Genomic DNA, 5,377 nt, shown 5'->3' with positions numbered 1-5,377 from the left:
GCCCCCGCCCCCACCGTGAGGCGGCGGAAAACGCCCGTGACCCTCACGCAACGGCCCGGCAACCTCCGCCCGGCACCATCGGTCCATGACGGAGCCGGCCCCGGAACAGCCCCACCAGCCACCCCCGATGCCCGACAGCGCCGCGCACCTCCTCACCCGCATCACCGACCAGCTCGGTGCCCAGCTCAGCCTCGTCTCCCGGAACGGAACCCGCAGACCCATGCACCGCACCCGGCAGTCCGACCGCCCCGCAGCACACGGCCGCCCGTCCGCCCCGGCCCTGGTCGCCGTGGCGCACGGCAGCCGCGACCCGGAGGCCGTGCACACCGTGCTGGCCCTCCTGGACCGGGTGCGCGAGCTGCGCCCCGGCCTCGTCGTCCGGCTCGGCCACATCGAGCTGAACGCGCCGCTGCTCCCGGACACCCTGGACGGCCTGCGCGGGTCCGACGCGGTCCTCGTACCACTGCTCCTGGGACGCGGTACCCACGTCAAGCGCGACCTGCCCGCCGGGGCCGCCGCCGCCCCCGGCGTACGCACCCGGATCGCCGCGCCCCTCGGCCCGCACCCCCTGCTCGTCGAGGCGCTGTACGGGCGGCTCGTCGAAGCCGGCTGGCACCCCGCCGACGAGGGCGGCCGGCGCGCGGGCGTGGTCCTCGCCGCCGCCGGGTCGCGCGACCCCGACTCCGCCCAGGACACCCGGCGTACCGCGCGCGCACTCGCGACGCGCCTCGGCGTGCCCGTCGTCCCCGCGTACGCCTCCGCCACCGCGCCCACCGTCCCGGCCGCCCTGCGCGCGCTGGCCGCCCGAGGACGCCACCGGGCCTTCGTCGCCTCGTACTTCACCGCCCCCGGCCGCTTCGCGAGCGCCTGCGCCGACGCCGTACCGCACCGGGCCGCCGCCCCGCTCGGCGCCCACCCGGCGATGGCCCGCCTCGTCCTGCACCGCTACGACCAGGCACGAGCAGCGGTCGCCCCCGCCGACGCCGTGAGCTTGCTCGCTTCCGCCTGACATCCCGGCCCGCTCACGCCCGTTGTCCGTCCCGGTCGCTACTGTCGGGACCATGGACGGCACACAGGGCGCACACGGGGCAGAACCGGCACAGGGCGCACACGGCACGCGAAGCGCACAGAGCGGTACGGGGCAGAGCGGTACGGGGCCGAGCCCCTACGGCCCCGCCGACACCGAGCGCTTCGACACCGAGGAGGACAAGCGCCCCGGCCGCACCGCCTTCCAGCGCGACCGCGCCCGGGTCCTGCACTCCGCCGCGCTGCGCCGGCTCGCCGGGAAGACCCAGGTCGTCACCCCCGGCACCCGCTCCCTCGTCTGGGACGCCAGCCCTCGTACCCGCCTCACCCACTCCCTGGAGTGCGCCCAGGTCGGCCGCGAGCTCGGCGCGGTCCTCGGCTGCGACCCCGACCTGGTCGAGACGGCCTGCCTCTCGCACGACATGGGCCACCCGCCGTTCGGCCACAACGGCGAACAGGCGCTCAACGACTTCGCCTCCGACTGCGGCGGCTTCGAGGGCAACGCCCAGTCGCTGCGCCTGCTCACCCGCCTGGAACCCAAGCGCTTCGTCCACGACCCGCGCACCGGCGAGCTGGTCAGCGTCGGCCTCAACCTCACCCGGGCCGCCCTGGACGCCGCCACCAAGTACCCCTGGCCGCGCGGCGCGCACCCCACCGACCCGCACTCGGTGAAGTTCGGGGTGTACGCCGACGACCTCCCGGTCTTCGCCTGGGCCCGCGAGGGCGCCCCCGAGGACCGCACCTGCTTCGAGGCGCAGGTGATGGACTGGTCCGACGACGTGGCGTACAGCGTGCACGACTTCGAGGACGGGCTGCACGCCGGGCACATCGACCCCAACTGCCTCTACGCCGAGCCGGAGCGCGAGGAGATCTGGGCGGTCGCCATCGGCCGCTACGTCCCCGCCGACACCGACCCGCAGGAGCTGGCCGAGGCCCTGGACCGGCTGATCGACCAGGACTGGTGGCCGCACGGCTACGACGGCTCCGCCGTGGCCCAGGCCCGCCTCAAGGACGCCACCAGCCAGCTCATCGGCCGCTTCTGCACCGAGGCCGAGACCGCGACCCGCGCGGTGTACGGCCCCGGCCGCCTCACCCGGTACGGCGCGGAGCTGGTCGTCCCGCGCACCGTCCGCAACGAATGCGCGGTCCTCAAGGCGGTCGCCGACCGCTACGTGATGCAGCGCGCCGAGCAGGAGACCCTCCGCGCCGACCAGCGCATCGTCATCGCCGAGCTGGCCGCCGCCCTCACCGCCCGCGCCCCCGAGGGCCTGGAGCCGCACTTCCGCGCCCTGTTCGACCAGGCCCCCGACGACCACGCCCGCAAGCGGGTCCTGATCGACCAGATCGCCGCCCTCACCGACGCCTCCGCACGATCCCTGCACGCCGCACTCACCGCCCGTCACGGCTGACCGGCAGACTGGAAGGGGCCGGACTTTTGACCACTGGGTGTGACCTGTCCGGGGCACACCCTCTTTCGCCATCACGCTGCGTGCGGGACGCTCGCAGCTGTGGGGGCGCCGCGCAGCACAGCACTGAGGAGGCATCAAGTGGTCGACGCACACCAGACGTTCGTCATCGTCGGAGCAGGACTCGCAGGGGCGAAGGCGGCCGAAACACTGCGCGCCGAAGGGTTCACCGGCCGGGTGATCCTCATCGGCGACGAGCGCGACCACCCCTACGAGAGGCCGCCGCTCTCCAAGGGATACCTGGACGGCAAGGCCGACCGCGACAGCGTCTTCACCCACGAACGCCCCTGGTACGCGGGGGCCGACATCGAACTGCACCTCGGCCAGCCGGTCACCGCGCTCGACCGGTACGCGAAGACCGTGCAGCTCGGCGACAACACCGTCATCCACTACGACAAGCTGCTGCTGGCCACCGGCTCCGAACCGCGCCGCCTCGACATCCCCGGCACCGACCTGGCCGGCGTCCACCACCTGCGCCGCCTCGCCCACGCCGACCGGCTGCGCAACGTGCTCGCCGCCCTCGGCCGCGACAACGGCCACCTGGTCATCGCCGGAGCCGGCTGGATCGGCCTGGAGGTCGCCGCCGCCGCCCGGGGCTACGGCGCCGAGGTCACCGTCGTCGAGGCCGAGCCCACCCCGCTCCACCAGGTCATCGGCCCCGAGCTGGGCCAGATCTTCACCGAGCTGCACAGCTCGCACGGCGTCCGCTTCCACTTCGGCGCCCGCCTCACCGAGATCACCGGCCAGGACGGCATGGTCTTCGCCGCCCGCACCGACGACGGCGAGGAGCACCTCGCCCACGACGTGCTCGCCGCGATCGGCGCCGCCCCGCGCTCCGCCCTCGCCGAGGCCGCGGGCCTGGAGCTGGCCGAGCGCGCACACGGAGGCGGCATCGCCGTGGACGCCTCGCTGCGCACCTCCGACCCGCACATCTACGCCGCCGGGGACGTCGCCGCGGCCGCCCACCCGCTGCTCGGCACCCGGCTGCGCGTCGAGCACTGGGCCAACGCCCTGAACGGCGGACCCGCCGCCGCCCGCGCCATGCTCGGCCAGGACGTGACGTACGACCGCGTGCCGTACTTCTTCTCCGACCAGTACGACCTCGGCCTCGAATACTCCGGCTGGGCCCCGCCCGGCTCCTACGACGAGGTGATCATCCGGGGCGACGCCGGGAAGCGGGAGTTCATCGCGTTCTGGCTGAAGGACCGCCGGATCCTCGCCGGGATGAACGTCAACGTGTGGGATGTCACCGAAACGATCCAGGAGCTGATCCGGGCCCGTCAGCAGCACGACCCGGAGGCCCTCGCCGACCCGTCCGTCCCGCTGGAATCCCTGCTCTGAGACGTACGGACGGGGTGCGGGTGGCCACGGCCCGCACCCCGGTCCGAAGCCCGCCGGGCGTCCGACTGTCTGCGCCCACCCGTAGACTTCACCCGTGGCTGGCAGGATCAACGACGACGACGTGAAGGCGGTACGGGACGCGGTCCCGATCGACGCCGTCGTGTCCGAATACCTCCAGCTGCGCAACGCGGGCGGCGGAAATCTCAAGGGCCTCTGCCCCTTCCACGACGAGAAGTCCCCCTCCTTCCAGGTCAGTCCGGGCAAGGGCCTGTTCCACTGCTTCGGCTGCCAGGAGGGCGGCGACACGATCGCCTTCGTGATGAAGATCGACCACCTCTCCTTCTCGGAGACGGTCGAGCGCCTCGCCGCCAAGGCGGGCATCACCCTGCGGTACGAGGAGGGCGGCTACAACCCCTCCCACCAGCGCGGCGAACGCATCCGGCTGATCGAGGCCCACCAGGCCGCCGCCGAGTTCTACGTCCGCGCGCTGGAGAGCCCCGAGGCCGAGATCGGCCGGAAGTTCCTCGCCGAGCGCGGCTTCGACCAGGACGCCGCCACCCACTTCCGCGTCGGCTACAGCCCGGCCGGCTGGGACCACCTCACCCGCTATCTCCGCGGCAAGGGCTTCAGCGACAAGGAGCTGATCACCTCCGGCCTCTCCCAGGACGGCCGCCGCGGCCCCATCGACCGCTTCCGCGGCCGGCTCATGTGGCCGATCAGCGACACCGCCGGCGATGTCGTCGGCTTCGGCGCCCGCAAGCTCCGCGACGACGACAACGGCCCGAAGTACCTCAACACCCCCGAGACCCCGATCTACAAGAAGTCCCAGGTGCTGTACGGCATCGACCTGGCCAAGAAGGACATCGCCAAGGCCAGCCGCGCGGTCGTCGTCGAGGGCTACACCGACGTCATGGCCTGCCACCTCGCCGGCGTCACCACCGCCATCGCCACCTGCGGCACCGCCTTCGGCAACGACCACATCAAGATCCTGCGCCGCCTCCTCATGGACAACGGCAGCGCCCGCGTGATCTTCACCTTCGACGGCGACTCGGCCGGTCAGAAGGCCGCCCTTCGCGCCTTCGAGGACGACCAGAAGTTCGCCGCCGAGACCTACATCGCCATCGCCCCGGACGGCATGGACCCCTGCGACCTGCGGCTCGCCAAGGGCGACGACTCCGTACGCGACCTGGTCGAGCCGCGCACCCCGCTCTTCGAGTTCGCGCTGCGCCAGATCGTCGGCCGCTACGACCTGGAGACCCCGGCCGGCCGCGCCGCCGCCCTCGACGAGGCCGCCGCCGTCGTCGCCAAGATCAAGACGAGCAGCGTGCAGCGCGAGGTCGCCGTCCAGCTCGCCGGCCTCGTCGGCATCCTCGACCAGGAGTTCGTCGTCCACCGCGTCGCCCAGCTCGCCCGCTGGGCCCGCGACAAGGGCGGCGACCACGGGGACCGCGGCGGCCGGGGCGGCCCCCAGGGCAGGGGCCCGCGCGGCGGTGCCCCGCAGCCGGCCGCCCCCGCCCGCGGCGCCCGGCGCCGCCGCCCCCCCC

4 protein-coding genes are annotated in these 5,377 nt (G+C 73.8%); all 4 read left to right on the top strand.

Annotated features, from left to right (window positions below):
• Positions 1-85 precede the first annotated feature (85 nt).
• A complete protein-coding gene (locus JS521_RS33470) occupies positions 86-1,009 on the top strand; it encodes a sirohydrochlorin chelatase (RefSeq protein WP_205086655.1) in 924 nt (307 codons plus the stop codon).
• A 52-nt stretch (positions 1,010-1,061) separates the two neighbouring features.
• On the top strand, positions 1,062-2,435 hold the full coding sequence (locus tag JS521_RS33465; protein ID WP_205086654.1) for a deoxyguanosinetriphosphate triphosphohydrolase: 1,374 nt from the start codon (positions 1,062-1,064) through the stop codon (positions 2,433-2,435).
• 138 nt (positions 2,436-2,573) lie between these two features.
• Complete coding sequence (locus JS521_RS33460; RefSeq protein WP_205086653.1) at positions 2,574-3,833, top strand: NAD(P)/FAD-dependent oxidoreductase; 1,260 nt, start codon at positions 2,574-2,576, stop codon at positions 3,831-3,833.
• Positions 3,834-3,927: 94 nt separating this feature from the next.
• Positions 3,928-5,377, top strand: a 1,450-nt coding sequence (gene dnaG, locus JS521_RS33455; protein WP_205086652.1) for a DNA primase, incomplete at its 3' end; no start/stop codon positions are given.

The organism is Streptomyces durocortorensis, assembly GCF_016901035.1.
In the GTDB taxonomy this organism is placed as follows: Bacteria; Actinomycetota; Actinomycetes; order Streptomycetales; family Streptomycetaceae; genus Streptomyces; species Streptomyces durocortorensis.
The sequence above is the reverse complement of the archived record's forward strand: the minus strand, read 5'-3'. Positions and strand labels throughout refer to the sequence as shown.

Coding starts and splice junctions, on each gene's coding strand:
- JS521_RS33465 (WP_205086654.1), top strand. CDS start 1,062: ATGGACGGCACACAGGGCGCACACGGGGCAGAACCGGCACAGGGCGCA.
- JS521_RS33470 (WP_205086655.1), top strand. CDS start 86: ATGACGGAGCCGGCCCCGGAACAGCCCCACCAGCCACCCCCGATGCCC.